This is a genomic window from Streptomyces flaveolus, from assembly GCF_000716535.1.
GTDB lineage: Bacteria > Actinomycetota > Actinomycetes > Streptomycetales > Streptomycetaceae > Streptomyces > Streptomyces flaveolus_A.
The window spans coordinates 1-1,489 of record NZ_JNWV01000119.1; the positions used below are offsets into that span (position 1 = coordinate 1).

Consider the following 1,489-nt stretch of genomic DNA (forward strand, 5'->3'; position numbering starts at 1 on the left):
GGGGGGTGCCTCTATGTCTTTCGTCAAGCGATCCGTGGGGTTCTGGGTTCGTAGAAGGTTCCGTCGCGGAGCATGGCGAACAGGACGCTGATGCGGTGGCGGGCGAGGCGGAGGAGGGCCTGGGTGTGGGTTTTGCCTCTGGCTCGGCAGCGGTCGTAATAGCCGCGGGAGGCGGGATCGTGCAGGGCGGCGAACGCGGAGAGGAACATCGCGCGTTTGAGCTGTCGGTTCCCGCGTCTGGGGGCGTGTTCGCCGTGGATCGAGGTTCCCGACGATTTGGTGGCCGGTGCGAGGCCGGCGTAGGAGGCCAGGTGGGCGGCGCTCGGGAACGAGCTGCCGTCGCCGACGGTGGCCAGGAGGACTGCGGCGGTCCTGACGCCGATGCCGGGCATCGAGGTCAGGACCTGGGAAAGAGGGTGGGCCTCCAGCAGGGCTTCGATCTGGGCTTCCAGTGCCCGGCGTTGTTCGTGGACGGCGGCCAGCGACTTGGCCAGCGACGGCACGATCACGTCCAGGGTGCCTGTTCCGGGAACGACGACGGTCTGTTCGTCGAGGGCATCGAAGATGTCGTCGATGAGTCGTTGGGCCATGCGGGGCGCTTTGGGCCGGACGACCTCGACGAGTTTGCGGCGGCCCGCCTTGCGCAGGGCGGCCGGGGATCCGTAGCGCTCCAGCAGCCAGGTGATGGCGGGGTGGTGCAGGCGGGGGCCCAGGACGCGTTCGAGGCTGGGGTGGAACTGGGTGAGCAGCCCGCGGATGCGGTTGGAGGTGCGGTTGGCCTCGCCGGCCAGGTCCTGGTCGAAGCCGACCAGCATGGTCAGCTCGGCGGTGATCTCGTCGGCCAGTTCGAGGGAGCGCAGGGTGTGGGGCATGGTGCGGGCGGCGTCCGCGATGACGGCCGCGTCGCGGGCGTCGGTCTTGGCCTCACCGGGGTAGAGGTCGGCGATCCGGCGCATGGCGAGTCCGGGCAGGTAGGCGACCTTGCAGCCGGCGTCGCGGGCGACGGTCAGCGGGAGGGCGCCGATGGAGGCGGGCTGGTCCACGACCACCAGGACGGTGCCGAACTTGGCTTTGAGCTTGTCGAAGACGGCCCGCAGCTGGGGTTCGCCGTTCGGCAGGGCCTTGTCGAAGACCTTCTTCCCGGCCGGGGTGAGTCCGTGGCCGTGATGGTTGCTTTTACCGACGTCCAGGCCGAGGAAGACGCCCACTCCGTCGCTGTCGATCACCGTGCCCCCACATGCGTCGCTGCTGTGCCGGCCTCGGCGGCGGGGCCGTTCGCGCGCATCCACGTTATACAGACCTGCTGCCCGCAAGTGGCCCGGCATTGCGCCGGGCCGGGCAGTGGCCAGTCCTCTGATCAGCGTCTCCGACGGCACCCCTCGGGCCCGGTGACACCACCCCCCAGGTCATCCGTTCGACAGGGGGCAACAGTCATACCGGGCCCGGAGGCCAGCAGCCCTCTTGCAGGGCCGCGAAGAAGATAACGGGG

Annotated in this window: 1 protein-coding gene; it reads right to left on the reverse strand. The window is 69.6% G+C overall.

The window, feature by feature from the left end; translation table 11 throughout:
- Positions 1–23 precede the first annotated feature (23 nt).
- Positions 24–1,226 (reverse strand): IS110 family transposase, encoded by a 1,203-nt coding sequence (locus tag OO52_RS45410; protein WP_030659300.1) that lies wholly within the window; start codon positions 1,224–1,226, stop codon positions 24–26.
- Between the last annotated feature and the right edge of the window lie 263 nt (positions 1,227–1,489).